The sequence below is a fragment of the Streptococcus oralis subsp. dentisani genome (assembly GCF_002096335.1).
In the GTDB taxonomy this organism is placed as follows: domain Bacteria; phylum Bacillota; class Bacilli; order Lactobacillales; family Streptococcaceae; genus Streptococcus; species Streptococcus oralis_Z.
This window is the reverse complement of the sequence record NZ_NCUW01000030.1, coordinates 369,571-396,327: the sequence shown is the minus strand read 5'-3', so window position 1 is coordinate 396,327 and position 26,757 is coordinate 369,571. Positions and strand designations below refer to the sequence as shown.

The following is a 26,757-nucleotide window of genomic DNA, read 5'->3' as shown; positions in this document are numbered from 1 at the left end:
AAATACCGAATGTTTTGTTATCATAATAAAAAAATATATGTAAATTGTTCTATTTTGTAAAATAAATGAAAGCTTCATACAAGGTTAAGATAATTTTTCCAAAATTTTCAGGATATTTTTTAAGAAATTCCGTAAACTGCTTGAAAGTTCTTTTAAAAGATAGTATAATAGACATATAGAAAACGCTTACATTGAGAAAGGGGATTGGATGAATAATCAAGAAGCATTGAGAACCTTTACTACTGGAGAAAATTTTCATCTTCAGCACTATCTAGGAGCACATAAAGAGGAAAAAGACGGAGAAATTGGTTTTACTTTCCGTGTTTGGGCGCCTAACGCTCAGGCTGTGCACTTAGTTGGTGATTTCACTAACTGGACAGAGCACCAAATTCCTATGGTACGGAATGAGTCGGGTGTTTGGGAAGTCTTTACGAGCCAAGCTCAGGAAGGTCAGATTTATAAATATCATATCACGCGTGCAAATGGTCATCAGATTATGAAGATTGACCCATTGGCAGTCCGTTTTGAGGCTCGTCCAGAGACGGGAGCTATCCTGACTGACATACCAGACAAGAAATGGAAAGACGGGCTTTGGCTAGCGCGTCGCAAGCGTCTGGGATTTTTTGAGAGACCAGTCAATATTTATGAAGCCCACGCTGGATCTTGGAAGAGAAATCCAGATGGCAGTCCATACAGTTTTGCACAACTTAAGGAGGAGTTGATTCCTTATCTTGTTGAGATGAACTACACTCACATCGAGTTTATGCCTTTAATGGCTCACCCGCTTGGATTGAGTTGGGGCTACCAACTTATGGGTTACTTTGCCATGGAGCATTCTTATGGGCGACCAGAGGAATTCCAAGATTTCGTTGAAGAATGCCATTTAAATAACATCGGTGTCATTGTAGACTGGGTTCCTGGTCACTTCACTATTAATGATGATGCCTTGGCGTATTATGACGGGACACCAACTTTTGAATACCAAGACCATAATAAGGCTCATAACTATGGTTGGGGGGCTCTGAATTTTGACCTCGGGAAAAATGAGGTCCAGTCTTTCTTGATTTCTAGCATTAAATTCTGGATTGATTTTTATCATTTAGATGGTATTCGAGTTGACGCAGTTAGCAATATGCTCTATTTAGACTACGATAATGCTCCATGGACTCCAAATAAAGATGGGGGGAATCTTAACTACGAGGGCTATTACTTCCTTCAACGGTTGAACACTGTGATCAAGTTAGCTCATCCAGATATCATGATGATTGCAGAAGAAAGTTCTTCAGCAACAAAGATAACTGGTATGAAAGAAATGGGTGGCCTTGGATTCGACTATAAATGGAATATGGGTTGGATGAACGATATTCTCCGTTTCTACGAGGAAGACCCAATTTATCGCAAGTATGACTTTAATCTTGTGACTTTCAGTTTTATGTATGTTTTCAATGAAAACTATCTCTTACCTTTCTCACATGATGAAGTGGTTCATGGCAAGAAGAGTATGATGCACAAGATGTGGGGAGATCGATACAATCAATTTGCAGGTTTGCGAAATCTCTACACTTATCAAATTTGTCATCCAGGTAAGAAACTCTTGTTCATGGGAAGCGAATATGGTCAGTTCTTAGAGTGGAAGTCTGAGGAACAGCTAGAATGGTCTAACTTGGAAGATCCAATGAATGCTAAGATGAAGTACTTCACTTCTCAACTCAATCAATTCTATAAAGAGCATCGTTGCCTTTGGGAAATTGACACCAGCTACGACGGCATCGAAATTATCGATGCGGATAATAGAGATCAGAGTGTCCTTTCCTTTATTCGTAAGAGTAAAAAGGGTGAAATGCTAGTCTGTGTCTTTAATATGGCACCAGTTGAACGTAAGGACTTTACGATTGGTTTACCTGTTGCAGGTATTTACGAAGAAGTTTGGAATACAGAATTGGAACAATGGGGTGGTGTCTGGAAAGAATACAACCAAACGGTTCAAACTCAAGAAGGATTATGGAAGGATTATGAGCAGACCTTGACTTTTACCTTGCCAGCTATGGGAGCAAGTATCTGGAAGATTAAACGTCGCTTGAAATCAACTAAAACTGTCACAAATAAAACCCAAAAAGGAGTAGAAAATGAAGAATGAAATGCTAGCTTTGATCCTTGCCGGTGGGCAAGGAACACGTCTCGGAAAACTCACTCAAAGCATTGCCAAACCAGCAGTGCAATTCGGTGGGCGCTACCGTATCATTGACTTTGCGCTTTCAAACTGTGCTAACTCTGGGATTCACAACGTCGGTGTTATTACGCAGTATCAACCTCTTGCCTTAAACAACCATATTGGAAATGGTTCTAGCTGGGGTCTGGATGGGATTAACACAGGTGTTTCTATCCTTCAACCCTACTCTGCAAGCGAGGGAAACCGTTGGTTTGAAGGAACGAGTCACGCCATTTATCAAAATATCGACTACATCGACAGTGTCAATCCGGAGTATGTTCTAATCCTTTCAGGTGACCATATCTACAAGATGGACTATGACGATATGCTTCAGTCTCATAAGGATAATAATGCCAGTTTGACAGTAGCTGTTCTAGATGTGCCTCTCAAAGAAGCTAGTCGTTTTGGTATCATGAATACAGATGCCAATAACCGTATCGTTGAATTTGAAGAAAAACCTGCACAACCTAAGTCTACCAAGGCTTCTATGGGAATTTATATCTTTGACTGGAAACGTCTCCGCAATATGCTTGTTGCTGCTGAAAAGAGCAATGTGGATATGTCTGACTTCGGTAAGAATGTTATTCCTAACTACCTTGAGTCTGGTGAGAGTGTCTATGCCTATGAATTTAATGGTTACTGGAAAGACGTTGGTACCATCGAATCACTCTGGGAAGCTAATATGGAGTACATTTCCCCAGAAAATGCCTTGGATAGCCGCAATCGTCAGTGGAAGATTTACTCACGCAACTTGATTTCGCCACCAAACTACATTGGTGCCAACGCTCATGTCGAGGATTCTCTAGTAGTAGATGGATGTTTTGTGGATGGAACTGTCAAACACTCTATTCTTTCAACTGGAGCTCAAGTTCGTGGAGGGGCAGAAGTCCTTGATTCTGTCATCATGAGTGGTGCTATTGTTGGTCACGGCGCAAAAATCACTCGTGCTATTATTGGTGAAGGTGCGATTATTGCAGATGGTGTAGAGATTGACGGAACTGACGAAGTACAAGTAGTAGGATACAATGAAGTAGTGGGGGTAGCAACAGATGAAGATTGATAAATATTCAGCCATTTTGGGAAACACAGTTGGTTTTCATGATATGTCAACGTTAACAGAACACCGTCCGGTAGCTAGCTTGCCTTTCGGTGGGAAATACCGTTTGATTGACTTCCCCCTTTCCAGTCTTGCAAATGCAGGTGTTCGTAGTATCTTTGGTATTTTCCAACAAGATAATATCAGCTCAGTTTTTGACCATATCCGTTCAGGTCGTGAGTGGGGCTTGTCTACCCTTCTAAGTCACTACTATCTAGGAATTTACAATACTCGTGTTGAAAGTAGCACAGTTGGAAAAGAATATTACCAACAACTTCTTACCTACTTGAGACGTTCAGGTTCAAACCAAACCGTTTCGATTAACTGCGATGTACTGGTGAATATTGACTTGAATCAAGTCTTCCACCTACACAATACAACGAATGGTCCGATTACAGTTGTATATAAGAAACTTCCGAAGAAAGATATTTCAGATGTGAATGCTATCTTGGAAATTGATGAAACAGACCATGTTCGTTCGCATAAACTCTTTGATAACAAATCTACGGATGAACTCTTCAACATGTCTACAGATATCTTTGTTGTGGACACTCCTTGGTTGATTGAACGACTTGAAGAAGAGGCTCAGAAAGAATATCCTGAAAAGTTGCGCTATGTCCTTCGCGATTTAGCTGCAAAAGAAGGAGCTTTTGCTTACGAATACACAGGCTACTTAGCAAACATTCATTCTGTTCAGTCCTATTATCAAGCAAATATCGACATGCTTGAGTCTAAAAAATTCTACTCTCTCTTCTCACCAAATCAAAAGATTTACACAAAAGTTAAGAATGAAGAACCAACCTACTATGCGAATACTTCAAAAGTAAGTACTTCTCAGTTTGCCTCTGGTAGTATCATTAAGGGTGAAGTCGTACAGTCAGTCCTATCACGTAATATTCATGTTCACAAAGATAGTGTGGTGAAGAACAGCATTTTATTCCCACGTGTTGTGATTGGCCAAGGTGCCCAAGTTGAGTATGCAATCTTGGACAAAGGGGTTGAAGTTGCTGACGGTGTCGTTATTCGCGGTACTGTAGAACACCCAGTTGTAGTCAAAAAAGGCGAAAAAGTAACAGAGGATATTCATTCATGAAAATTTTATTCGTAGCAGCAGAGGGTGCACCTTTTTCAAAAACAGGTGGTTTGGGAGACGTTATTGGCGCTCTTCCCAAATCACTGGTAAAGGCAGGGCACGAAGTTGCTGTTTTCCTACCCTACTATGATATGGTAGAGACTAAGTTTGGGGACCAGATAGAAGATGTTCTCCACTTTGAAGTTAGTGTGGGATGGCGTAGACAGTACTGTGGTATTAAGAAAGCGGTCTTAAACGGGGTAACATTCTACTTCATTGATAATCAGTATTATTTCTTCCGTGGTCATGTGTACGGAGATTTTGACGATGGTGAACGCTTTGCCTTTTTCCAACTGGCTGCTCTAGAAGCCATGGAACGGATCGACTTTATCCCTGACCTTCTCCATGTCCATGATTACCATACAGCAATGATTCCTTTCTTGTTGAAGGAGAAGTACCATTGGATCCAGGCCTATCAAGGGATTAGAACCGTTTTAACCATTCACAATTTGGAATTTCAAGGTCAATTTTTTGAAGGAATGTTGTGGGATTTGTTCGGTGTCGGCTTTGAACGCTACGCTGATGGCACACTTCGCTGGAATGATTGTCTCAACTGGATGAAAGCAGGTATTCTGTACGCGGATCGTGTCTCAACCGTGTCGCCTAGCTATGCGCATGAGATTATGACCAGTCAGTTTGGTTGCGGTTTGGATCAGATTCTTCGCATGGAGTCAGGAAAAGTTTCAGGTATTGTTAATGGTATTGACGCAGATCTTTATAATCCTCAAACAGACCCGCTTTTAGACTATCATTTTGATAAGGAAGATTTGTCTGGAAAAGCGCAGAATAAGGCAAGATTGCAAGAGAGAGTTGGTCTACCAGTACGAGCAGATGTTCCACTAGTTGGGATTGTCTCTCGATTGACCCGCCAAAAAGGTTTTGATGTCGTTGTAGAAAGCTTGCATCGTTTCTTACAAGAGGACGTTCAAATCGTTCTTTTGGGAACAGGTGACCCAGCTTTTGAACATTCTTTCTCATGGTTTGCTCAAATCTATCCTGACAAGCTATCAGCAAATATCACTTTTGACGTTAAACTTGCTCAAGAAATCTACGCAGCTTGTGACCTCTTCCTCATGCCAAGTCGTTTTGAACCATGTGGCTTATCTCAAATGATGGCGATGCGATACGGAACTCTACCATTGGTTCATGAAGTGGGTGGACTAAGAGATACAGTTCAATCCTTCAATCCGATCGAAGGAACTGGTACTGGTTTTAGCTTTGACAATTTAACACCTTATTGGCTTAACTGGAGTTTCCAAACAGCCTTGGATGTTTATAAGCATCAGCCAGATGTTTGGAGAAATCTACAAAAACAAGCTATGGAATGTGATTTTTCATGGGATACAGCTTGCCAGTCTTACCTTGACTTGTACCATAGTCTAGTCAATTAATAGATAAAATCGTATGATTCTTTCATACGATTTTTGGGCTGTTTAGAAAAGAGGAGAAGTGATGACTCAAGTAAAAGGCCTTTGTGTCATGGATGTTGATGGAACCTTAATAGCTGAAGAAGTGATTGATCTTTTGGGAAGAGAAGCAGGCTGCAAAGAGGAAATTTCAGAGATTACCAATCAAGCAATGCGGGGAGAACTGGACTTTGAAACGAGCTTACGAGAAAGAGTCGCTTTGTTAAAAGGTCTTCCAATTTCGGTCTTTGATACTGTCTTCAAATCCATCCATCTTTCCCAAAATGCTCAGGAATTTATCTCCATTCTCCAAAAGAAAGGCATTCTAGTTGGTCTAGTGTCTGGTGGATTTAGTCCGATCGTTGAGAGATTAGCAAAATCCCTAGATATTTTCTATTTCTCTGTCAACCAGTTAGAAGTAAAAGACGGCTTTTTAACAGGACGGTTAGTTGGTGAAATTGTGACAGGTCAAGTAAAAGAATCTACTCTTGAGAAATGGAGAACGGAGTTAGGACTTCCCAAAGAAAGAACAATTGCCATCGGAGATGGGGCTAATGATCTCTTGATGTTAAAGTCAGCAGGTCACAGTATAGCCTTTTGTGCCAAAGAGGTCGTAAAAGCTGAGATAGCTTGTCATGTGAATAAGAGGGATCTTTTAGAAGTTCTTCCTCTGATTGATTTCTTAGAATGAGAGGGAAATATGAAAATTGTTATTGCACCTGATTCTTTTAAAGAAAGTTTGCCTGCAGACCAGGTCGCTAAAGCTATAAAAAGAGGTTTCGAGAAAGCGATTCCTAGTGTAGTTTGTTCTCTATGCCCAGTTGGTGATGGAGGCGAAGGAACTGTGGAAGCGATTCTACATTCTCTTGATCTCGAAGAAAAATGGCAAGAAGTGACGGGACCTTTTGGTCTTAAAGAAGAAATGCGCTACTTTCAGAAAGATCAAAGGGCACTCTTTGAAGTTGCTGACTTGGTTGGTCTTGGAAAGATTCCGCGTGAGAAACGAAACCCTCTCCACATCCAAACCAGAGGAATTGGAGAGCTGATTCGCCATCTCATTGATCAAGAGATGAAAGATATCTATGTCGGCGTTGGTGGTACGGCTAGTAATGACGGTGGTATAGGCATTGCTGCTGGTTTAGGCTATCGTTTTTATGATAAGAATGGAAAAGAATTGCCAGCTTGCGGTCAGACTTTGCTTGAGTTTGAATCAGTTTCCAAAGATGACCTATATAGGATTCCCGAAGATGTTCAAATTCGCATTTTAGCAGATGTTGAGAGCCCTCTATGTGGTCATCGAGGGGCAACCTATACATTTGGAAAACAAAAGGGCTTGGATCCTGCTTTATTTGAGATGGTAGATCTGGCTATACAGGAGTTCTATGAAAAATCTTCACCTTCCACCCTATCTCTTAAAGGAGCAGGAGCTGGAGGTGGTATTGCTGCTGGGCTCTGCGCCTTTGCTGAGGCCTGTATCGTATCTGGAATTGATACTTGCTTGGATTTGATTGATTTTGATAAGAAAGTTGCAGATGCTGACTTGGTTATCGTTGGTGAAGGTAGACTGGACAGTCAAAGCTTTGCTGGGAAAGCGCCTATAGGCGTAGCAAAAAGAACCCCCGTCGGAGTTCCTGTTATTGCTATTTGCGGTAGTCTTTCCGAGGATTTACCTCCCCTACCATTCGAAAATATACAAGCAACCTTTTCAATTTTAGAGAAAAATGAACCTTTAGAGAATAGTTTGAAAAATGCAAGTTTCTATTTGGAACACACGGCTACTAATATCGGTCATTTATTAAATATGAGAAAGGATTAACCTAACCATTTTTTCCAGATTGATTTTTTAGGAGTTTCTGTCTTTTTCTCCTCCCAGAGATTTGAGAATGCAAGTCTAAGGTCCTTTTCTTCTACTTGAACAGGTTCATTCGTGTGAATGACAAGACCAAAAGGAGAAGTGATATGATCGTCTGAAACCATAGTCGCCTGGCAGTTGCTTTCCTTTGCTTGTTTTAAGTAAAAGACTTGTTTGTCAAACTCGATATTTGGTGAGATCTTCACAAAAAGTGCCTCTACCTTTTCTTGAAAATTCTCTAAAATAGAGAAAAATCCATGTTCTAATTCAAGACTATTGGCAGTACTGATATCCGCGTAGCCAAGAACTCTTTCCTCGAAAGTGCCGAGGTAGCGACGTTGTTCGTCAGGGTTTAATTTCGGCCCACCATGAGCTTTTTCTAGTAGTTGTTTTGATAAATCTGTCATAAAAATAGTATATCACAAAAATCACGAGAAAACAGACAAAAAGAAAGCGATTACTTTATAAAGTTAAGGAAAATTTGCACAAAGATAACGTTTTTTCTTGAAAAACGCTTATTTTTAAGGTATCATAGAGGTGTAAAAAATTTAACTCAAAGGAGAGTAAAAAATGTCAATTATTACTGATGTTTACGCTCGCGAAGTCTTAGACTCACGCGGTAACCCAACACTTGAAGTAGAAGTTTATACTGAATCAGGTGCTTTCGGACGTGGTATGGTTCCATCAGGAGCTTCTACTGGTGAACACGAAGCAGTTGAACTTCGCGACGGTGACAAATCTCGTTACGGTGGTCTTGGTACACAAAAAGCTGTTGACAACGTAAACAACATCATCGCTGAAGCTATCATCGGCTACGATGTACGTGACCAACAAGCTATCGACCGTGCTATGATCGCACTTGACGGTACTCCTAACAAAGGTAAATTGGGTGCAAACGCAATTCTTGGTGTGTCTATCGCTGTAGCTCGTGCTGCTGCTGACTACCTTGAAATCCCACTTTACAGCTACCTTGGTGGATTCAACACTAAAGTTCTTCCAACTCCAATGATGAACATCATCAACGGTGGTTCTCACTCTGACGCTCCAATCGCTTTCCAAGAATTTATGATCGTACCTGCTGGTGCACCAACATTCAAAGAAGCTCTTCGTTGGGGTGCTGAAATCTTCCACGCTCTTAAGAAAATCCTTAAATCACGTGGTTTGGAAACAGCCGTAGGTGACGAAGGTGGATTCGCTCCTCGTTTCGAAGGAACTGAAGACGGTGTTGAAACTATCCTTGCTGCTATCGAAGCTGCTGGATATGTTCCAGGTAAAGATGTCTTTATCGGATTTGACTGTGCATCATCAGAATTCTATGATGAAGAACGTAAAGTTTACGACTACACTAAATTTGAAGGTGAAGGCGCTGCTGTACGTACTGCTGCAGAACAAATCGACTACCTTGAAGAATTGGTAAACAAATACCCAATCATCATTATCGAAGATGGTATGGATGAAAACGACTGGGACGGTTGGAAAGCTCTTACTGAACGTCTTGGTGGTAAAGTACAATTGGTTGGTGACGACTTCTTCGTAACAAACACTTCTTACCTTGAAAAAGGTATTGCAGAAGGCGCTGCTAACTCAATCCTTATCAAAGTTAACCAAATCGGTACTCTTACTGAAACATTCGACGCTATCGAAATGGCGAAAGAAGCTGGTTATACTGCAGTTGTATCACACCGTTCAGGTGAAACTGAAGATTCAACAATCGCTGACATCGCAGTTGCAACTAACGCAGGACAAATCAAGACAGGTTCACTTTCACGTACAGACCGTATCGCTAAATACAACCAATTGCTTCGTATCGAAGACCAACTTGGTGAAGTAGCTGAATATCGTGGATTGAAATCATTCTACAACTTGAAAAAATAAAATAGTTCAGTGAACTATTTTATCCCGAACCTTGAAATTCAAAAGTTCGGCCGTTGATTTAACAACGTTTTAAGCCCCTCGGATTTTATCCGAAGGGCTTTTTGTATATAAAGGCAAAAAATAGAAAATAGTTTATGGTATAATAGACAAAAACACTTGTATTAGAAAGAAATTATGTCTAAAGAGATTGATATTGAGTATTACCACCAACTAGCACTGCAAAAGCAGAAGGAGCACCGCAAAGTGTTAGCTAATCTAAAGAAAAAACCTCCTAAAAACTTAGATAAGATTGCCCAGCAGATTCACCAAGAAGTTTTTGCTGAGATTGATTGTACCGCCTGCGCGAATTGTTGCAAGACATTGGGGCCTGACTTTAAGGAAGCCGATATTACCCGTATTGCTAAGTACTTTAAGATGAAATTACCAGCTTTTGAAGCGGAATTTCTGCAGGTGGATGAAGATGGGGACAAGGTTTTCAAATCCATGCCCTGCCCCTTTCTAGGGGGAGATAAGCTCTGCTCAATCTACGACGTTCGTCCCAAGGCCTGTCGTGAATTCCCCCATACAGATCGCAAGAAGATTTATCAAATTAATCATCTGACGATTAAGAATACCTTGACCTGTCCAGCAGCCTATCTCTTTGTTGAGAAATTAAAAGATAAGTTATAAGGATTTGAACCTTTAAATCTTGTACAAAGATTCTAGGGTGGAAGTATCTTGTATTTGTTAGAATATAGTTAGAATTGAACACGGCCTAAAAGCTGCGTGAAAAAGATGAAATTTTCTCGGAGCAGGAGCCCCTCCGTAAATTTTCCAATTTTCACTTTGCTTTTAACGTCCTTTGTATCTTATGGAGGTAAGAAAAAAAGAATATGATGCATCAATTCAATCGAACCATGGATTATTTGGAGCAGCAGCTGACTGGAGAAGTGGATATGAAAAGATTTCAGCAACTATCGGGCTATTCTTACCCTCTCTTTAGCAGGCTATTTTCTATCCTGGCAGATATGACATTAGCAGAATACTTGCGCAATCGCAGGCTGTCAGAGGCTGTGATGGATTTGCGGGAAAGCTCTGAGAAAGTCATTGACATAGCGATGAAATACGGTTATGAGTCTGCGGATGCCTTCAGCTCAGCCTTCAAGAAATTCCATGGGGCAACTCCCTCAGAAGTTCGAAATGGAAAACCTTATCGGGTTTTTCCTAAACTTCAATTATCCTTAAAAATCACAGGAGGAAAGAACATGGATATCAAGATTCAAAAGAAACCTGCATTTTCCGTGGCAGGCGTCCTATTGGAAGCTATTGACAATAGCCAGTGTCCGTCTGCATGGGAGCAGCTCTATGCCAATCACAGCTTTGAAAGGCTAGAGAGTCTAGGCAGTGGCCAATCCTTTGGCCTCTGCTCGGATGTCAAAGAAGGCGAAATCATCAACTACATGGCGGCTTATGATGTGACGGATAAAGCGAAAGCAGAAGCCCTAGGCCTTTCTATCAAGGAAATCCCAGCAGCTGAATATGCTATCGTCCCAGTCAAAGGCCCTATACCAGCTAGCATTCACAATGCTTGGAAATATGTCTTGGAGGTCTTTTTCCCAGAAACTGGCTATCGCCACTCAGGTGCACCAGACTTTGAAGTTTATTCCGAAGGTGATATGTCGTCACCAGACTATCAAATGGAACTCTGGATACCGGTGATTAAGAACTAGATCATTTTCTGACAATTTATAAAGATGCAAATCGAACTCTGTAGAAGATACCTTTTACAGAGTTTTTCTTTATTTGAAAATAACTTATGAAAAAAGGATTACAATTCAATTTAAATTTAAGTATAAAGAAATTCATGTCTATAAATCAAACATACCATATTTTTTGTTTGGATTTTATGGGGCATACGAATAGTTTTCTCGGTATAATAGTTCCATAGAAGATAAGGAGGCAGGAATATGCAGATGTATTTTGGTGATGTGTCGCTTTGCTATAGCTATTCATTGGCAATGGCACTGGATGCCTATGGTTATGATTTTAAAGCAGATTTTTTAGAGGCAATCATGGCGATGGGAAATGGCGCTAGTATCGTAAAGGAAGATGAGCAGACCCTCTAGTATTCTTTGATAATGGAATACCAGATCTTTCCATCTCTCATTCCTTAAAAATACTAGGGTTTGACTATGAAGACTTCTATTTAAAGGATGGATCGGAAGTAGATTTGGAAGAGGTTAAAGGAAAGTTGGAAACATTTCTGTCCAATGGACCTGTCGTACTGGGACCTCTTGATATGGGACTTCTGACTTACAACCCCAATCACACAATCCTTTATGGCGTGGATCACTTCGTAACCGTGTATGACATTGATGATCAGTATCTCTATTTGCATGATCCAGCTGGTTTTGCCTGTATGAAGGTTGCTTTTAATGACATCTTAGAAGCTTGGAAGGCAGAGGCTATTGACTATAAGCGTGGATCTTACTCCATGTGGGGAAATTTTAAGAAGGTCAAGAGTCCTAGTCAGACTGAAATCTATCAGGAAACATCAAGGATTATGAAGAACCGATATCTGAATGGCCAAAACGGTGTTTTGGAATGCTATGCAAAAGCAGTTGTTGAAAACGGCTTAAATACCGAGCAAAAACAATTGCATCAGTATTTCAGCTTTAAACTTGCAGCTGTTCGAAATCTCTATCTCAGTAAATTTTTAAAAGATCATGATCCAGAAGGGGCAAGATTAAAAGAGGAATTGGCTACATTATTTGGCCAAGCCCACCTTTCGTGTTTAAAAGAAGATTATCAAGAACTAGCCCACTTGCTCTATCAGATAGCAGAAGTAGATGGTCGCTTTAGAGATTTATATGTAAACTAGTGACTATAAGCATAAAAAAACTAGTTAGTAAAAGCAGCTTTTCGTAAAATGAAGAACTGCTTTTTGATTATGGTATAATGAAGTGAGGAAATATCTTATTCTACTTGAAAATGAAGGGAGAACGCCTATGCCTAGACCGAGAACGAAAGAGGAATTAGTGTTAGCCTCTAAGGAAAACTACGAAAAACTTAATCTCCTAATTTCTCAGTTAAGTGAAGAGGAGCTACAGACTTCTTTTGATTTTTCAAAAGACCAAAAGAAAAAAGAAGCTCACTGGAAAAGAGATAAAAATCTACGGGATGTTCTGATCCATCTCTATGAATGGCATCAGTTACTTTTGACCTGGGTACATTCCAATCAAAAGGGTCATGAAAGACCTTTTCTCCCTGAACCTTATAATTGGAAAACTTATGGGGAAATGAATGTCGCTTTTTGGAAGAAGCACCAGAGAACGTCCTTAGAAGAAGCAACCAAACTCCTCAATCAATCGCATGAAGAGGTTTTAGAGTTGATGGAAGGCTTCAGCAATGACGAATTGTTCACAAAAGGTGTCTATAAGTGGACGGGAGGAACAAGTCTAGGTTCCTACTTTGTGAGTGCCACTTCCAGTCACTATGACTGGGCTATTAAAAAGCTCAAAGCTCATCAGAAAAATTGTAAGTCCTAGTAGTTAAGGTCGTATGAAGTTTACAAAAGGTTCTTCTAAGCTTCGAATAGCTTGGTTCTTGTTATTTTAGAGCTATTCTAACTTTAGAATCCTTCAAAAATTAAAATTTAAGGTTATCATAGACTTAGAATAGACCTAAAACATTTATTTTAATGTAATTCTAAGTTTAGAATTACAATGATATTAAAGTAATAGAGCTGTTCGATGCTTAGAATGTCTTGATTCTGAGAAATCTTGACTAGAAAATGCCTCGAATGGCTTTTTTCTGATATAGGTTGATAGATAGATGGGTGAGATGATGAACATACAAAAAGAGAAAGTTAGAAAAGAGTTGGTGTCCCTCTGTTTGGGAGAGTTCACAGCCGTCCTATCCTTTTGGTTTTGTTTTTTCCTTTTGAAAAATCGGCTTGGTGATGAGAATAGTCTAGTAACCATTCTCTATCCTTTGTCTTTACTGACATTTATTTTGCTTCAAGGTTCAATCTATTGGGCAATTTTGATTAGAAGACTGTCGAATCCCCAGTTCGGAAGCAGTAGTGTCCACAAACTATATGGTGGTTTCAGAATACTAGATCTTATTTTACTTATTTCAGGCTTTCCTTTTATAGTCTGGAACACACAGAGTGTCCAAGTGGCTATCTTAGCCACACTGATACAGCTTTTTGCCCTTATCGAATGGGTAAATTATTTCCTCCTACGCCTATCTTATAGTTTGAACCCACTTGTTTTATGGAAACGAATTACTAAGGGAAAACTTGAAAAGAGCAGAATAGCCAAGGAGTTGGAGTAGGGGAATGAAGAGTTTAGTAATTCATTTTACAATATGCTATAATTAAGCTATCAAATTTTTAAAACAACTACTTAAAGTGAGATGAGTATGCAAATAAACTCTAGAAAACAGAAATCAGATATTGTTATTTCTAAACCGTCAGCCAGTGAAGTAGAAAAATACTTGAAAACGTGGAAAAATCTTAAAAATTATAAGTTGCAAGAAGATGCTTTAGATAAATTATTTTTTGAGCTGTTACCAAGTAACGAAGAAATTTCTGACATCTTATTAAAGGTTGCTACGTTGAATGATTTTTATAGTACAAATATTTTCTCAGTTTATCCAGTTGCAGAACATATACTGAGTCTTAAAATTGACGAGAGGTTGAGACAAGGTGATGTAACTTTAGTCAATGAAATTCAAAATGTTACTATCAATGGAGTAACTAGAAAGTTCTATTCTTTTTCTTCTAAATACTGTTCGCATCACAATCCTAAAGAATACCCTATTTATGATAGCTATGTAGAAAAGGTATTGAAATATTTTAGAAAAACAGATAAATTTTCTAAATTTAAGAATTCAGACCTAAAAGATTATCAAAAATTTAAAAATATAATTATTGCTTTTAGAGAATACTACGGATTAGAAGAATTTAATCTTAAAGAGATTGATCAGTATTTATGGCAGTTGGGAAAAGAATATTTCCCTAATAAATACTAGTAACTTGTTCTCACTTAGAAAGGAAAAATCAAATTGCCCTACAAATTTCTACTCTTCGACCTTGACCACACCTTGCTTGATTTTGATGCTGCTGAGGATGTGGCTCTGACGCAACTTCTAAAAGAAGAAGGGGTGGCAGATATTCAAGCCTATAAAGACTACTACATTCCTATGAACAAGGCTCTCTGGAAAGACTTGGAGCAAAAGAAAATCAGTAAACAAGAACTGGTTAACACGCGCTTTTCTCGTTTATTTGCTCATTTTGGACTGGAGAAGGACGGTGTTATACTTGCCCAGCGTTACCAGTTTTATCTCGCTCAGCAGGGACAAACTCTTTCGGGCGCTCATGAACTATTGGACAGCCTCATCGAGCGTGATTATGACTTGTATGCTGCGACAAATGGCATTACTGCCATTCAAACGGGACGTTTGGCTCAATCTGGTCTGTCTCCCTATTTCAACCAAGTTTTTATCTCCGAGCAGTTGCAAACACAAAAACCTGATGCACTATTCTATGAAAAAATCGGTCAGCAAATTACTGGATTTAGCAAAGAAAAGGCGTTGATAATCGGAGATTCCTTAACGGCTGATATTCAAGGTGGTAATAATGCTGGAATTGACACTATCTGGTACAACCCTCATCGCCTTGATAATCACACACAAGCCCAGCCAACTTATGAAGTCCATTCTTACCAAGACTTGCTGGATTGTTTAGATAAACTGTAAAAAGTGGTTTAGATAGCCACTTTTTGCTATAATAGAGGCAGTAAAAACGAAGGAGTCAGCTATGGAACACTCGTCTTGGCATGCTTTGATTAAGGAGCAATTACTTGAAGGTTATTTCGGGAAAATCAATCAATTTATAGAGCAGGCATATGCACAGGGAACTGTTTATCCACCCAAGGAAAAGGTTTTTCAGGCTTTATTGACAACACCGCTTGAAGAGGTTAAGGTGGTGATTCTAGGGCAAGACCCCTATCACGGACCAGGTCAAGCGCAGGGCTTGAGTTTTTCTGTACCCGATGCTATTCCAGCGCCACCGTCCTTGCAAAATATCTTGAAAGAATTGTCAGATGATATCGGGGTTAAGAAATCCCATGATTTAACGTCTTGGGCTGAGCAAGGAGTCTTACTTCTTAATGCTTGCTTGACCGTTCCTGCTGGCCAGGCCAATGGTCATGCTGGACAGATATGGGAGCCTTTTACAGATGCTGTGATTCGGGTTGTCAATAATCTAGACAGACCTGTAGTCTTTGTACTCTGGGGCGCTTATGCACGCAAGAAGAAGGCCTTGGTTACCAATCCACACCACTTGATTATCGAATCAGCCCATCCTAGTCCTTTATCTGTTTTCAGAGGATTTTGGGGTTCCAAGCCTTTTTCCAAGGCCAATGCATTCTTAAAAGAGACAGGACAAGTGCCAATCGATTGGCTTAGATAAGGAGAGAATATGCCTCAGTTAGCGACGATTTGCTACATTGATAACGGAAAAGAACTGCTCATGCTGCATCGCAATAAGAAGCCCAATGATGTCCACGAAGGCAAATGGATTGGTGTGGGTGGTAAGCTGGAGCGAGGGGAGACTCCTCAGGAATGCGCTGCGCGTGAAATCCTAGAAGAAACAGGCCTCAAAGCCAAGCCGGTTCTAAAAGGCGTTATCACTTTTCCAGAATTCACGCCAGATTTAGACTGGTACACCTATGTTTTTAAGGTGACAGAGTTCGAGGGTGACTTGATTGACTGCAATGAGGGGACGCTGGAATGGGTTCCCTATGACGAGGTTTTGAGCAAGCCAACTTGGGAAGGTGACCACACCTTTGTTGAGTGGCTTTTAGAGGACAAACCCTTCTTTTCAGCCAAATTTGTTTATGATGGGGATAAATTATTGGATACCCAAGTTGATTTCTATGAATAAAGGAGAAAGCAGATGCTACTAATCAAAAATGGTCGTGTAATGGATCCCAAGTCTGCTTTGGATCAAGTGTGTGATGTTTTAGTGCAAGATGGGAAAATTGTCAAAATAGCTGCCGAAATCAAGGAAGAAGGAGCAGAGCTAATTGATGCTACGGGCCTTGTTGTTGCGCCTGGACTAGTCGATATCCATGTTCATTTCCGTGAACCTGGTCAAACTCATAAAGAAGACATTCATACTGGGGCACTAGCGGCTGCTGCAGGTGGTTTTACAACGGTTGTCATGATGGCTAATACTAGTCCAACCATTTCGGATGTAGAGACTCTTCAAGAAGTTCTCCAGTCAGCTGCCAAGGAAAAAATCAATGTCAAGACAGTTGCGACTATTACCAAGAACTTTAATGGCCAAGACTTGACAGACTTTAAGGCGCTTTTAGAAGCAGGTGCGGTTGGTTTTTCTGATGACGGTATTCCGCTTGAGAGCAGTAAAGTGGTCAAGGAAGCCATGGAAGAAGCTAAAAAACTTAATACTTTTATTAGTCTTCATGAGGAAGATCCAGGTTTGAACGGGATTCTTGGATTTAACGAAAACATTGCTAAAGAACATTTCCATATCTGTGGAGCGACAGGAGTGGCAGAATACGCTATGATTGCGCGTGATGTTATGATTGCCTATGCAACCAAGGCCCACGTTCACATCCAGCATTTGTCTAAGGAAGAAAGTGTCAAGGTAGTGGAATTCGCTCAAGGTTTGGGAGCGCAAGTCACAGCAGAAGTAGCGCCACAGCATTTCTCTAAGACAGAAGCTCTTCTTTTAACTCAAGGAAGCAATGCCAAAATGAATCCTCCACTTCGTTTGGAGTCAGACCGTCGTGCCGTTATCGAAGGTCTCAAGTCGGGAGTTATCACAGTTATCGCAACGGACCACGCGCCTCACCATGCAGATGAGAAAAATGTAGAAGATATCACCAAAGCGCCATCTGGTATGACTGGCTTAGAAACCTCTCTTTCTCTTGGTTTGACTTATTTGGTGGAAGCTGGTGAGCTAAGCTTGATGGAATTGCTAGAAAAAATGACTGTTAATCCTGCTAAATTGTATAACTTTGAAGCAGGTTACTTGGCTGAGAATGGTCCAGCTGATATCACTATCTTTGATGATAAGGTTGATCGTACTGTTGGTCCAGACTTCGCTTCAAAATCATCAAATTCTCCATTTATCGGTGAAACCTTAAAAGGGCAGGTCAAATATACTATCTGTAAGGGACAAATCGTCTACCAAAACTAGATGGGACTCTGCTCTTAAATTGAAAAGAATAGAGAGCGTTCATGTATCCAACCCATCAATTTAAAGATAAGTTTATCTTATTTCTTAAGATATTTTTTCCTATCCTAATTTATCAGTTTGCCAATTATTCTGCCTCTTTTGTTGATACAACCATGACGGGACAGTACAATACCATGGACTTGGCTGGTGTTTCAACTGCAACGAGTTTATGGAATCCTTTCTTCACCTTTTTAACAGGGATTGTTTCGGCCATGGTGCCCATCATCGGTCATCACCTAGGACGGGGGAAAAAGAACGAAGTGGCATCTGACTTTTACCAATTCATCTACTTAGCTTTCGGACTGTCTTTGGTCTTGCTTAGCATGGTAGTGTTCTTAGCTCCGCCTGTCTTAAACCATATCGGACTAGAAGCCCGAGTGGCGGTAGTCTCAGTTCGTTATCTTTGGTATTTGTCTATCGGAATTATTCCCTTGTTGCTCTTTAGCGTTATCCGATCGCTACTTGATTCTCTAGGCTTGACTAAGCTATCTATGTACCTCATGCTTTTGTTACTTCCGCTCAATAGTGGTTTTAACTATCTTTTGATTTATGGAGCTTTCGGTTTTCCTGAGCTTGGTGGTGCAGGAGCGGAGCTAGGAACTTCGTTAGCTTATTGGGTTTTGTTGGGAATTTCCCTTCTTGTTTTGTTCAAACAGGAAAGATTAAAAGCGTTACATCTTGAAAAACCTATTCCACTCAATATAGATAAAATCAAGGAAGGTGTTCAGTTAGGTCTACCAATCGGGGGAACCGTATTTGCTGAAGTGGCTATTTTCTCCGTGGTGGGGCTAATCATGGCTAAGTTTTCATCGCTCATTATCGCAAGCCACCAGTCAGCTATGAATTTTTCGAGTCTCATGTATGCTTTTCCTATGAGTATTTCCTCTGCTATGGCGATTGTTGTGTCTTACGAGGTGGGGGCTAAACGTTTTGAGGATGCAAAAATCTATGCTCGTTTGGGGAGAGTAACAGCCCTCGTTTTTGCAGGTCTTACCCTATCTTTTCTCTACATTTTTAGAGATCGTGTAGCTAGTCTATATGGAAATGACTCTCAGTTTATCGAAACAACTGCTATATTTCTAACCTATAGTCTCTTTTTCCAGTTAGCTGATACCTTTGCAGCTCCACTCCAGGGGATTCTAAGAGGCTATAAGGATACTATCGTTCCTTTCTATCTTGGCTTAATCGGGTATTGGGGAGTAGCTATACCTTTAGGATATCTACTAGATCAAGCAACTGACTTAGGGGCATTTGCTTACTGGATTGGATTGATTGCTAGCTTGGTTGTTTCTGGTTGTTTGTATCAATGGCGTTTGCAAACAATTATGAAAAAAATCAACTAATTTTTGGAAAATTAATTGAAAAAATACTTTGTGAAAAAATATTCTAATTAAAGGAAATCCCTGTTTCCTCGGGGATTTCTTTTTTCTATTTTGTGAATTTTTATAGGCCATAAACTTTGACAGTATTTTTAAAAAGAGGTAAAATGGTAAGGAAAGAACAATGTTAGAAAGGCAAGATTATGTCAACTTTAGATAAAAATCTTTTGCTAGAGATGTTCCGTAAGATGGAAGAAATCCGTCGCATGGACTTAAAAATTGCTCAGTTAGTGAAAAAGGGAAAAGTTCCCGGCATGACTCACTTTTCTGTTGGTGAGGAAGCTGCTAACGTCGGAGCTATGCTGGCTCTCAACCCAGATGATTTGATTACCTCCAACCACCGTGGTCATGGACAGGCTATTGCCAAAGGAATTGACCTTAACGGAATGATGGCTGAAATCCTTGGTAAGTACACTGGTACTTGTAAAGGAAAAGGTGGTTCTATGCATATTGCTGACCTTGATGCTGGTAACCTCGGTGCCAATGGTATCGTAGGTGGTGGTATGGGGATTGCTGTAGGTGCAGCCCTTAGTCAGCAAATGCAGAACACTGGAAAAATCGTTGTTTGCTTCTTTGGAGATGGCGCGACCAACGAAGGTGTCTTCCACGAAGCAGTGAACATGGCTTCTATCTGGAAACTTCCGGTCATTTTCTATTGCATTAACAACGGTTACGGTATCTCTGCGGATATCAAGAAAATGACTAACGTGGAACATATCCATCAACGTAGCGCAGCTTATGGAATCCCTGGAATGTTTATCGAAGATGGAAACAATGTTATCGACGTTTATGAAGGATTTAAGAAAGCTGTAGACCATGTTCGTGGTGGAAAAGGTCCAGTCTTGATTGAAAGTGTAACTTATCGCTGGCTTGGTCACTCATCATCTGACCCAGGTAAATATCGTACTCGCGAAGAAGTGGAATTGTGGAAACAAAAAGACCCAATTGAAAATCTTCGCAAGTACCTCATTGAAAATAATATTGCAAGTGCTGAAGAATTGGAAGAAATCCAAGCACAAGTTAAGGAAGAAGTAGAAGCTTCTGTTAAGTTTGCAGAGGAAAGTCCATTTCCGCCACTTGAATCAGCATTTGAAGATATTTACGCAGACTAAGGAGAAAGAGATAAAAATGGAAACAAAAACAATGTCCTTCCGTGACACCATTATCCTTGCTATGTCTGAGGAAATGCGTCGCGATGAAAATGTGTTCTTAATGGGAGAAGACGTCGGTGTCTTCGGAGGAGACTTCGGAACTTCTGTTGGAATGCTTGAAGAATTTGGTCCAGAACGTGTCCGTGACTGTCCGATTTCTGAAGCTGCCATCTCTGGAGCAGCAGCAGGAGCAGCCATGACAGGACTTCGTCCAATCGTCGATATGACCTTCATGGACTTCTCGGTTATTGCCATGGACAATATCGTGAACCAAGCCGCTAAAACACGTTATATGTTTGGTGGTAAAGGTCAAGTTCCAATGACTGTCCGTTGTGCAGCTGGTAATGGAGTTGGATCTGCCGCCCAGCACTCTCAGTCTCTAGAGTCTTGGTTTACTCACATTCCTGGACTTAAGGTTGTAGCTCCAGGAACACCTGCGGATATGAAAGGACTTCTCAAGTCTTCTATCCGTGATAACAACCCAGTCATCATTCTCGAGTACAAGTCAGAATTTAACCAAAAAGGGGAAGTGCCAGTTGATCCAGACTATACAATCCCACTTGGGGTTGGGGAAATCAAACGTGAAGGTACAGATGTAACAGTTGTTACTTATGGAAAAATGCTTCGCCGTGTAGTTCAAGCTGCTGATGAATTGGCGGAAGAAGGAATTTCGGTTGAAATTGTTGACCCACGTACCCTTGTACCGCTGGATAAGGATATCATCATTAACTCAGTTAAGAAGACAGGTAAGGTTGTTCTGGTCAACGATGCCCACAAAACAAGTGGCTATATCGGTGAAATTTCAGCTATCATTTCAGAATCAGAAGCATTTGACTATCTAGATGCACCAATCCGCCGTTGTGCCGGAGAAGATGTACCGATGCCTTACGCACAAAACCTAGAAAATGCAATGATTCCAACAGTTGAAAGCATCAAAGATGCCATCCGTAAAACTTATAACAAAGAATAGAACTACATAAGATAAATTATGTAAATAATGTAGTTTTAACTTTAGTAACTTGAGACACGTTCCATGTCCAAGTTACTTGTAGAGTTGTAATTGAATTCGGACGGAGGTCTGCGAAAAAAAGATAGATTTCCTTGTGTTCATCGAACACATCGTCAATCTCCTATTTTTTCATTGCCCTCTTCGTCCTTAATATCTTGAATTAGAGCACGGGCTAAAAGCTCGGAAAAAAGATAAATCTCCCTGACTTCATCGAAGTCTGCGTAGATTTCCTATTTTTCGGTCGCTTTTAAACGCCCTTTGCATCATAAATAGAATTGGAGAGGTCATGGCTGATGATAAGCTAAGAGCGACTCCTGCGGCTAGAAAGTTAGCGGATGATCTAGGTATCAACCTCTACGACGTTTCTGGCTCAGGTGCAAACGGTCGTGTCCACAAAGAAGACGTGGAAACTTATAAAGACACAAACGTGGTTCGCATTTCGCCACTTGCAAAACGAATTGCCCTTGAACATAATATTGCTTGGCAGGAAATCCAAGGAACTGGTCATCGTGGTAAGATCATGAAGAAGGACGTTTTGGCCTTCCTTCCTGAAAATATCGAAAACGACACCATCAAGTCTCCTGCTCAAATCGAAAAAGTGGAAGAAGTTCCAGACAATATCACTTCTTATGGCGAGATTGAGCGTATTCCAATGACACCAATGCGTAAGGTTATCGCCCAACGTATGGTCGAATCCTACCTAACTGCGCCAACCTTCACGCTCAACTACGATGTCGATATGTCAGAAATGTTGGCTCTTCGTAAGAAAGTTCTTGATCCAATCATGGAAGCAACTGGTAAGAAAGTCACGGTTACAGACTTGCTTTCTCTAGCTGTTGTGAGAACATTGATGAAACACCCTTACATTAACGCTTCATTGACTGAAGACGGCAAGACTATTATTACTCATAATTATGTCAACCTTGCAATGGCAGTTGGAATGGATAATGGATTGATGACACCTGTTGTTTACAATGCTGAAAAACTAAGTCTGTCAGAGTTGGTAGTTGCATTTAAAGACGTTATTGGTCGTACCTTGGATGGTAAATTGGCTCCTAGTGAACTTCAAAATTCAACATTTACTATCAGTAACTTGGGAATGTTTGGTGTTCAGTCCTTTGGTCCGATTATCAACCAACCCAACTCAGCTATTCTGGGTGTCAGTTCGACAATCGAGAAACCAGTTGTTGTCAATGGTGAGATTGTTATCCGACCAATCATGAGTCTAGGATTAACCATTGACCACCGTGTCGTAGATGGTATGGCTGGTGCTAAGTTTATGAAAGACTTGAAAGCCTTGATTGAGAATCCGATCTCAATGTTGGTTTAAGTCAACTATTGTTATTTTAGAGATATAGATAAAGGAAGTAAGACATGGCCTTAGAAGTAATTATGCCAAAAGCCGGCGTGGATATGACAGAAGGACAAATCGTCCAATGGAATAAAAAAGTCGGTGAATTTGTAAAAGAAGGAGAAATCCTTTTGGAAATCATGACTGACAAAGTCAGCATGGAATTGGAAGCCGAAGAAGATGGATACTTGATTGCCATCCTTAAAGGAGATGGTGAAACTGTTCCAGTAACTGAAGTTATTGGTTACCTTGGAGAAGAAGGGGAAAACATCCCAACAGCTGGAGCAGCTGCGCCAGAATCAAAACCTGCACCTGCAGCTAGTGCCTCAAACGACGATGGTAAGAGCGATGATGCCTTTGATATCGTTGTGATTGGTGGAGGTCCTGCTGGTTATGTGGCGGCGATTAAAGCTGCTCAACTTGGTGGTAAGGTTGCCCTTGTTGAAAAATCTGAACTCGGTGGAACCTGCTTGAACCGTGGATGTATCCCAACCAAGACCTACCTTCACAACGCTGAAATCATCGAAAACATCGGTCATGCAGCAAACCGTGGTATTGTCATTGAAAATCCAAACTTCACTGTAGATATGGACAAACTCCTTGAAACCAAGTATAAGGTTGTCAATACTTTGGTAGGTGGAGTTGCAGGTCTTCTTCGTAGCTATGGAGTTACTGTTCATAAGGGTGTTGGTACTATTACTAAAGATAAGAATGTCTTGGTTAATGGTTCAGAATTGCTTGAAACCAAGAAAATCATCCTTGCTGGTGGTTCAAAAGTCAGCAAGATCAACGTTCCTGGTATGGAATCTTCACTCGTGATGACCAGTGATGACATTCTTGAAATGAACGAAGTTCCAGAAAGCCTTGTTATCATCGGTGGTGGAGTTGTCGGTATCGAACTCGGTCAGGCCTTCATGACCTTTGGTTCAAAAGTAACTGTTATCGAAATGATGGACCGTATCGTTCCAGCTATGGATGCTGAAGTTTCTAAGAACCTTCGCTTGATCCTTGAGCGTAAAGGAATGACCATCTTAACAGGTACAAAATTGCAAGAAATCATCGAAGAAAATGGTCAACTTCGTATCAAGGTTGAAGGAAAAGACGATATCATTGCAAATAAAGCTCTTCTTTCAATCGGTCGTGTACCAGATCTTGAAGGAATTGGCGATGTTGAGTTTGAATTGGATCGTGGTCGCATCAAGGTCAACGAATACATGGAAACTTCTGTTCCGGGTATATATGCTCCAGGTGACATCAATGGTACCAAGATGTTGGCTCACGCAGCCTTCCGTATGGGTGAAGTTGCCGCTGAGAATGCGCTTAAAGGAAACCATGTCGTAGCGAAACTCAACTTGACTCCTGCGGCCATTTACACTCTTCCTGAAGTAGCAGCAGTAGGTTTAACAGAAGAGCAAGCTCGTGAGAAATACGATGTTGCTATCGGTAAATTCAACTTCGCGGCTAACGGTCGTGCCATCGCCTCAGATGCAGCTCAAGGTTTTGTTAAAGTTATCGCTGATAAGAAGTACGGAGAAATCCTTGGTGTTCACATCATTGGTCCTGCAGCTGCAGAATTGATCAACGAAGCGTCAAGCATTATCGAAATGGAAATCACTGTTGAAGAAATGCTGAAGACTATCCACGGACACCCAACCTACTCTGAAGTGATGTACGAAGCATTTGCAGATGTTCTAGGAATGGCCATCCATTCACCTAAGAAAAAATAAATCGAAGATAGAATAGACTGGAAAGGTATTTTCCAGTCTCTATCGTATAAAGGGATATCATGAAATATATTATCAATCATTCGAACGACACCGCCTTTAATATAGCATTGGAAGAATATGCCTTTAAACACCTTTTGGATGAGGATCAAATTTTCCTACTTTGGATTAACAAACCATCTATCATTGTTGGGCGTCACCAAAACACTATCGAAGAAATCAACCGTGATTATGTTCGAGAACATGGCATTGAGGTAGTCCGCCGTATCAGCGGTGGTGGAGCTGTTTACCACGATCTAAACAACCTCAACTACACAATCATCTCAAAAGAAGATGAAAACAAGGCTTTTGACTTTAAGAGCTTCTCAACTCCAGTTATCAATACCTTGGCTCAACTTGGTGTTAAAGCTGAATTTACAGGACGTAATGACTTAGAAATTGACGGTAAGAAATTCTGTGGAAATGCCCAAGCCTATATCAATGGACGTATCATGCACCATGGTTGCTTGCTCTTCGATGTTGATTTGTCAGTCCTTGCCAATGCTCTGAAAGTTTCAAAAGATAAATTTGAGTCAAAAGGTGTGAAATCCGTCCGTGCCCGTGTAACCAATATTATCAATGAATTACCAGAAAAAATCACAGTTGAAGAATTCCGTGATTTGCTATTGGAATATATGAAAAAAGAGTACCCAGAGATGACAGAATACGTTTTTTCTGAGGAAGAATTGGCTGAAATCAATCGCATCAAGGATACCAAGTTTGGAACTTGGGACTGGAACTACGGCAAATCACCTGAATTTAATATTCGTCGTGGAACAAAATTTACTAGTGGTAAAGTGGAAGTCTTTGCCAATGTTCTCGAATCAAAAATCCAAGATATCAAGATTTATGGTGACTTCTTTGGTATCGAAGACGTTGCAGCTGTAGAAGATGTCCTTCGTGGAGTGAAATACGAACGAAAAGATGTCCTTAAGGCACTAGAAACTATTGATATTACACGCTACTTCGCGGGTATCAGCCGAGAAGAAATCGCTGAAGCAGTAGTAGGATAAAAAGAAAAAAGAAGTTGCTAAAATATACAACTTCTTTTTTTGTGGCGTAGTACACGTAATTATAATTATGTATTATTTCATAAACTATCCAAAGCATTCTTTTGTTCATCATTGACGATATGGGTATAGAGGTCAGTGACTTGTGTGCTGGCATGTCCTAGCTGATGGCTAACCAAAACTTGCGATTTAGTAGCATCATAGAGCCTGGTTGCTAGCGTATGGCGCAGTTTGTGGGGAGTCACACGCACTTTGAATTCCTCAGAATACTTAGCAACCATTTTCTCAACACTGGAAGCATCGATACGATTAGGAACTCCTCGGTAGAGTGTCAGAAAGAGTGCTGTATCTGACTTTTCTGTCTTATAGCGCTGATTTCGAATGGCGAGATAATTTTCTAGATAAGGCTTAGCAAAGGCAGCAACATTGACCGAGTCACGTTTTCCCCCTTTTCGAGTGACATCAATGACCATCATCTTCAGATTCAAGTCTCTTAGATCCAGATTAACTGCTTCAGATAAGCGAACACCAGACGCCAAGAGAAGGGCGATAATAGCCAAATCGCGTTCTTTATTTTTATTGAATGATGAGAGAGAACGGTTAGAGAGCTGTTGAGGGTACTCCTGATTGATATAAGTTAGAAAACCTTCTGTTTCATCACCTAAAAAAAGTTTTTGCTTGATGTTTTCAGCTCTGGCAGCAAGGGTTTCTTTCTTTTTCTTGGTTGAAACTTTCTTCATTACATTGCGATAGAAATAAGGCTCTCCTTGGTCATTTTCAACTTCCTCGGTCAGATACTTATAAAGACTGGACAATGCTGACAAGGTCCGATTGATGGTTGTCTGAGAGACACCTTGTTTGGTTGTATTGGCGTTTAGCAAAGGACGTTCTCGTAGATAAAGGATAAAGGATTCCATGTCTTTCTTTGACATGTTTTCCAAGACCGATAAAGGAATATCAGCTATTTTATCAGCGTTTGAAATCCCAGACTCTAAAACCCAGTTAAAAAATCGATCGTATTCCTTGAGGTATTCGTACAAGGTTGTAAAACTATAAGGGATAGCAAGCTTAGATTGGTAGTATTCCAGAACATACCAGGGCATGATTTGTTTTAGTTTGTCGATTCGTTCCAGTAAAATCTCACGTTTCATGATTTTCTCCATAAATAAGTCTACTAGTAGTATAGCATAGACTTATTTATTTTTCAAGAAAATTATAGTTTTTCGGAAAGATTATGTAAGAAACTTAAAACAGAAGTCCAACTTACCCCCAG

General features: G+C 40.4%; 24 protein-coding genes and 1 pseudogene. 23 read left to right on the top strand and 2 right to left on the bottom strand.

Annotation, left to right across the window (positions count from 1 at the left end; genetic code table 11):
- Window positions 1-208 precede the first annotated feature (208 nt).
- The 6 genes from glgB (at window position 209) to B7709_RS08370 (ending at window position 7,659) form a co-directional block, all read left to right on the top strand.
- Window positions 209-2,137: a 1,4-alpha-glucan branching protein GlgB gene (gene glgB, locus B7709_RS08395; protein WP_084972429.1), complete on the top strand. Its 1,929-nt coding sequence runs from the start codon at window positions 209-211 to the stop codon at window positions 2,135-2,137.
- Window positions 2,127-3,269, top strand: a complete 1,143-nt coding sequence (locus tag B7709_RS08390) for a glucose-1-phosphate adenylyltransferase (protein ID WP_084972428.1) — start codon at window positions 2,127-2,129, stop codon at window positions 3,267-3,269. Before glgB ends, B7709_RS08390 begins: the two co-directional genes overlap by 11 nt.
- On the top strand, window positions 3,259-4,398 hold the full coding sequence (glgD, locus tag B7709_RS08385; protein WP_084972427.1) for a glucose-1-phosphate adenylyltransferase subunit GlgD: 1,140 nt from the start codon (window positions 3,259-3,261) through the stop codon (window positions 4,396-4,398). The genes B7709_RS08390 and glgD overlap by 11 nt, the downstream gene beginning before the upstream one ends.
- Window positions 4,395-5,828: a glycogen synthase GlgA gene (glgA, locus tag B7709_RS08380; protein WP_084972426.1), complete on the top strand. Its 1,434-nt coding sequence runs from the start codon at window positions 4,395-4,397 to the stop codon at window positions 5,826-5,828. The genes glgD and glgA overlap by 4 nt, the downstream gene beginning before the upstream one ends.
- A gap of 61 nt (window positions 5,829-5,889) precedes the next feature.
- Complete coding sequence (gene serB, locus B7709_RS08375; protein ID WP_084972425.1) at window positions 5,890-6,534, top strand: phosphoserine phosphatase SerB; 645 nt, start codon at window positions 5,890-5,892, stop codon at window positions 6,532-6,534.
- Between the two features lie 9 nt (window positions 6,535-6,543).
- Complete coding sequence (locus tag B7709_RS08370) at window positions 6,544-7,659, top strand: glycerate kinase (protein WP_084972424.1); 1,116 nt, start codon at window positions 6,544-6,546, stop codon at window positions 7,657-7,659.
- Here the strand turns inward: B7709_RS08370 and B7709_RS08365 are convergent.
- The gene (locus tag B7709_RS08365; RefSeq protein WP_084972423.1) at window positions 7,656-8,102 is read right to left on the bottom strand and encodes a DUF1694 domain-containing protein; all 447 of its coding nucleotides are present in this window, start codon (window positions 8,100-8,102) and stop codon (window positions 7,656-7,658) included. The genes B7709_RS08370 and B7709_RS08365 overlap by 4 nt on opposite strands.
- A 163-nt stretch (window positions 8,103-8,265) precedes the next feature.
- Here B7709_RS08365 and eno point away from each other — a divergent pair, with 163 nt between their 5' ends.
- From eno to B7709_RS08280, 17 genes and pseudogenes are all read left to right on the top strand, one after another.
- The gene (eno, locus tag B7709_RS08360) at window positions 8,266-9,570 is read left to right on the top strand and encodes a surface-displayed alpha-enolase (protein WP_084946090.1); all 1,305 of its coding nucleotides are present in this window, start codon (window positions 8,266-8,268) and stop codon (window positions 9,568-9,570) included.
- Window positions 9,571-9,744: 174 nt separating this feature from the next.
- Window positions 9,745-10,239: a YkgJ family cysteine cluster protein gene (locus B7709_RS08355; protein WP_084972422.1), complete on the top strand. Its 495-nt coding sequence runs from the start codon at window positions 9,745-9,747 to the stop codon at window positions 10,237-10,239.
- Window positions 10,240-10,442: 203 nt separating this feature from the next.
- On the top strand, window positions 10,443-11,279 hold the full coding sequence (locus tag B7709_RS08350; protein ID WP_084972421.1) for an AraC family transcriptional regulator: 837 nt from the start codon (window positions 10,443-10,445) through the stop codon (window positions 11,277-11,279).
- A 237-nt stretch (window positions 11,280-11,516) separates the two neighbouring features.
- Window positions 11,517-12,430 (top strand): annotated as a pseudogene (locus tag B7709_RS08345) (cysteine peptidase family C39 domain-containing protein).
- 127 nt (window positions 12,431-12,557) lie between these two features.
- Window positions 12,558-13,097 (top strand): ClbS/DfsB family four-helix bundle protein, encoded by a 540-nt coding sequence (locus B7709_RS08340; RefSeq protein ID WP_084972420.1) that lies wholly within the window; start codon window positions 12,558-12,560, stop codon window positions 13,095-13,097.
- A gap of 286 nt (window positions 13,098-13,383) precedes the next feature.
- Complete coding sequence (locus B7709_RS10270) at window positions 13,384-13,887, top strand: hypothetical protein (protein ID WP_084972419.1); 504 nt, start codon at window positions 13,384-13,386, stop codon at window positions 13,885-13,887.
- Between the two features lie 87 nt (window positions 13,888-13,974).
- Window positions 13,975-14,586, top strand: coding sequence for a hypothetical protein (locus B7709_RS08330; RefSeq protein WP_084972418.1), 612 nt, complete (start codon window positions 13,975-13,977; stop codon window positions 14,584-14,586).
- Window positions 14,587-14,619: 33 nt separating this feature from the next.
- A complete protein-coding gene (pynA, locus tag B7709_RS08325; RefSeq protein ID WP_084972417.1) occupies window positions 14,620-15,312 on the top strand; it encodes a pyrimidine 5'-nucleotidase PynA in 693 nt (230 codons plus the stop codon).
- Window positions 15,313-15,373: 61 nt separating this feature from the next.
- Complete coding sequence (locus B7709_RS08320) at window positions 15,374-16,027, top strand: uracil-DNA glycosylase (RefSeq protein ID WP_084972416.1); 654 nt, start codon at window positions 15,374-15,376, stop codon at window positions 16,025-16,027.
- Window positions 16,028-16,036: 9 nt separating this feature from the next.
- The gene (locus B7709_RS08315; RefSeq protein WP_001135768.1) at window positions 16,037-16,501 is read left to right on the top strand and encodes an NUDIX hydrolase; all 465 of its coding nucleotides are present in this window, start codon (window positions 16,037-16,039) and stop codon (window positions 16,499-16,501) included.
- A gap of 12 nt (window positions 16,502-16,513) precedes the next feature.
- The gene (locus B7709_RS08310) at window positions 16,514-17,782 is read left to right on the top strand and encodes a dihydroorotase (RefSeq protein ID WP_084972415.1); all 1,269 of its coding nucleotides are present in this window, start codon (window positions 16,514-16,516) and stop codon (window positions 17,780-17,782) included.
- A gap of 41 nt (window positions 17,783-17,823) precedes the next feature.
- Entirely contained in the window at window positions 17,824-19,164 is a 1,341-nt protein-coding gene (locus tag B7709_RS08305) for an MATE family efflux transporter (protein WP_084972414.1), read from the top strand.
- 179 nt (window positions 19,165-19,343) lie between these two features.
- Window positions 19,344-20,312 (top strand): thiamine pyrophosphate-dependent dehydrogenase E1 component subunit alpha, encoded by a 969-nt coding sequence (locus tag B7709_RS08300; protein ID WP_084972413.1) that lies wholly within the window; start codon window positions 19,344-19,346, stop codon window positions 20,310-20,312.
- Window positions 20,313-20,328: 16 nt separating this feature from the next.
- Window positions 20,329-21,321, top strand: coding sequence for an alpha-ketoacid dehydrogenase subunit beta (locus B7709_RS08295; protein WP_084972412.1), 993 nt, complete (start codon window positions 20,329-20,331; stop codon window positions 21,319-21,321).
- A 325-nt stretch (window positions 21,322-21,646) separates the two neighbouring features.
- Window positions 21,647-22,690 (top strand): dihydrolipoamide acetyltransferase, encoded by a 1,044-nt coding sequence (locus B7709_RS08290; RefSeq protein ID WP_084972411.1) that lies wholly within the window; start codon window positions 21,647-21,649, stop codon window positions 22,688-22,690.
- A gap of 44 nt (window positions 22,691-22,734) precedes the next feature.
- The gene (gene lpdA / locus B7709_RS08285; protein WP_084972410.1) at window positions 22,735-24,438 is read left to right on the top strand and encodes a dihydrolipoyl dehydrogenase; all 1,704 of its coding nucleotides are present in this window, start codon (window positions 22,735-22,737) and stop codon (window positions 24,436-24,438) included.
- A gap of 59 nt (window positions 24,439-24,497) precedes the next feature.
- Entirely contained in the window at window positions 24,498-25,487 is a 990-nt protein-coding gene (locus tag B7709_RS08280; RefSeq protein ID WP_084972409.1) for a lipoate--protein ligase, read from the top strand.
- 77 nt (window positions 25,488-25,564) lie between these two features.
- On the opposite strand, the gene xerS is transcribed toward B7709_RS08280, so the two are convergent.
- Window positions 25,565-26,635 carry a tyrosine recombinase XerS gene (gene xerS / locus B7709_RS08275; protein WP_084972408.1) on the bottom strand — a complete coding sequence of 357 codons (1,071 nt, stop codon included), beginning with the start codon at window positions 26,633-26,635 and terminating at the stop codon, window positions 25,565-25,567.
- Between the last annotated feature and the right edge of the window lie 122 nt (window positions 26,636-26,757).

Excerpts from the sequence above, each read along its gene's own strand:
- glgB (WP_084972429.1), top strand. The coding sequence starts at position 209 with ATGAATAATCAAGAAGCATTGAGAACCTTTACTACTGGAGAAAATTTT.
- B7709_RS08390 (WP_084972428.1), top strand. The coding sequence starts at position 2,127 with ATGAAGAATGAAATGCTAGCTTTGATCCTTGCCGGTGGGCAAGGAACA.
- glgD (WP_084972427.1), top strand. The coding sequence starts at position 3,259 with ATGAAGATTGATAAATATTCAGCCATTTTGGGAAACACAGTTGGTTTT.
- glgA (WP_084972426.1), top strand. The coding sequence starts at position 4,395 with ATGAAAATTTTATTCGTAGCAGCAGAGGGTGCACCTTTTTCAAAAACA.
- serB (WP_084972425.1), top strand. The coding sequence starts at position 5,890 with ATGACTCAAGTAAAAGGCCTTTGTGTCATGGATGTTGATGGAACCTTA.
- B7709_RS08370 (WP_084972424.1), top strand. The coding sequence starts at position 6,544 with ATGAAAATTGTTATTGCACCTGATTCTTTTAAAGAAAGTTTGCCTGCA.
- B7709_RS08365 (WP_084972423.1), bottom strand. The coding sequence starts at position 8,102 with ATGACAGATTTATCAAAACAACTACTAGAAAAAGCTCATGGTGGGCCG.
- eno (WP_084946090.1), top strand. The coding sequence starts at position 8,266 with ATGTCAATTATTACTGATGTTTACGCTCGCGAAGTCTTAGACTCACGC.
- B7709_RS08355 (WP_084972422.1), top strand. The coding sequence starts at position 9,745 with ATGTCTAAAGAGATTGATATTGAGTATTACCACCAACTAGCACTGCAA.
- B7709_RS08350 (WP_084972421.1), top strand. The coding sequence starts at position 10,443 with ATGATGCATCAATTCAATCGAACCATGGATTATTTGGAGCAGCAGCTG.
- B7709_RS08340 (WP_084972420.1), top strand. The coding sequence starts at position 12,558 with ATGCCTAGACCGAGAACGAAAGAGGAATTAGTGTTAGCCTCTAAGGAA.
- B7709_RS10270 (WP_084972419.1), top strand. The coding sequence starts at position 13,384 with ATGGGTGAGATGATGAACATACAAAAAGAGAAAGTTAGAAAAGAGTTG.
- B7709_RS08330 (WP_084972418.1), top strand. The coding sequence starts at position 13,975 with ATGCAAATAAACTCTAGAAAACAGAAATCAGATATTGTTATTTCTAAA.
- B7709_RS08320 (WP_084972416.1), top strand. The coding sequence starts at position 15,374 with ATGGAACACTCGTCTTGGCATGCTTTGATTAAGGAGCAATTACTTGAA.
- B7709_RS08315 (WP_001135768.1), top strand. The coding sequence starts at position 16,037 with ATGCCTCAGTTAGCGACGATTTGCTACATTGATAACGGAAAAGAACTG.
- B7709_RS08310 (WP_084972415.1), top strand. The coding sequence starts at position 16,514 with ATGCTACTAATCAAAAATGGTCGTGTAATGGATCCCAAGTCTGCTTTG.
- B7709_RS08305 (WP_084972414.1), top strand. The coding sequence starts at position 17,824 with ATGTATCCAACCCATCAATTTAAAGATAAGTTTATCTTATTTCTTAAG.
- B7709_RS08300 (WP_084972413.1), top strand. The coding sequence starts at position 19,344 with ATGTCAACTTTAGATAAAAATCTTTTGCTAGAGATGTTCCGTAAGATG.
- B7709_RS08295 (WP_084972412.1), top strand. The coding sequence starts at position 20,329 with ATGGAAACAAAAACAATGTCCTTCCGTGACACCATTATCCTTGCTATG.
- B7709_RS08290 (WP_084972411.1), top strand. The coding sequence starts at position 21,647 with ATGGCTGATGATAAGCTAAGAGCGACTCCTGCGGCTAGAAAGTTAGCG.
- lpdA (WP_084972410.1), top strand. The coding sequence starts at position 22,735 with ATGGCCTTAGAAGTAATTATGCCAAAAGCCGGCGTGGATATGACAGAA.
- B7709_RS08280 (WP_084972409.1), top strand. The coding sequence starts at position 24,498 with ATGAAATATATTATCAATCATTCGAACGACACCGCCTTTAATATAGCA.
- xerS (WP_084972408.1), bottom strand. The coding sequence starts at position 26,635 with ATGAAACGTGAGATTTTACTGGAACGAATCGACAAACTAAAACAAATC.